This is a genomic window from Pyramidobacter sp. C12-8 (assembly GCF_002007215.1).
In the GTDB taxonomy this organism is placed as follows: Bacteria; Synergistota; Synergistia; order Synergistales; family Dethiosulfovibrionaceae; genus Pyramidobacter.
In genome coordinates, this window is sequence record NZ_MUHX01000070.1 from 1 (window position 1) to 1,056 (window position 1,056).

Annotated in this window: 1 protein-coding gene; it reads left to right on the forward strand. The window is 59.1% G+C overall.

Annotated elements, in window-relative coordinates:
- Positions 1–1,056, forward strand: a 1,056-nt coding sequence (locus tag B0D78_RS12970) for a hypothetical protein (protein WP_168170136.1), incomplete at both ends; no start/stop codon positions are given.

Below are 1,056 nucleotides of genomic sequence, written 5' to 3' on the forward strand. Positions count from 1 at the left end.
TACAGCCTCGACACCGCGGCCCTGACCGGCGCCATCGGCGGAACGGCGAACTGGACGATCAAGGACGCGGAAGCCGTACCGGGCAGCAAGTTGATCAACAGCGCCACTCCGCTCGTCGTCAAAGGCGAAAACGGCGTCACTACCAAAGTCGACGCGGGCGGCCTCACCATTGGCCTGGACGGTTCGACGCTGGGCAGCACCATCAACAACAGCTCCACCGTGATTAATAACGTCGAAGCCAAGTTCAAGATCGCCGACACCGGGACGGGAACGAAGACGATCACCGCGGACAAGACCGGAACGGAAACCATCAAGTTCGAAGGCGACGGCAACCTGATCGAATCCGAAGTCGGCACGGCTGGCGTGAAGTACAAAGTCAACACCGCCAACCTGAACACCGCCATCAACAACCAGATCGCCAGCAATACCACCGTGCAGAACCTCGCCGGCGGCTTCACCGTCAGCAACGAAGCCGGAACGAAACAGGACATCACCCTCGGTGGTGCGACCAAGAAGAACATCCAGTTCAAGGGCGAGACAAACAAGATCCTCGTCGAAGTTGCCAACGCCTCCGATGGCGCCACCGTCACCGTCAAAGCCGACCCGAATCTCGGAACTAATATCGACATCAGCAACAACAACGCCATCACCACCCTGTCGGCCGGCTTCAACGTAAAAGCGGGGGCGAACACCGGAGCGATCCAGGCCGGTAACACCCTCGAATTCGCCGGTAAGAACTACGTGGAAGCCGAGTACGACAGCGCCGCCAAGAAAATGACCATCGGCCTCGACGACGCCACCAAGAACAAGATCGACACCATTGGCACAACGATCGGCGCCGCAGCCAAGTGGACCATCAAAGACGGAGAGACGCCGGCGGGCGAGAAAGAAATCAACAGCACCACTCCGCTCATCGTCACCGGCACTGATGGAGTGACCACCACAGTTACCGCCGGCGGCCTGTCTATCGGCCTGGACGGTTCGACGCTGAGCAGCACCATCAACAACAGCTCCACCGTGATTAATAACGTCGAAGCCAAGTTCAAGATCGCCGAC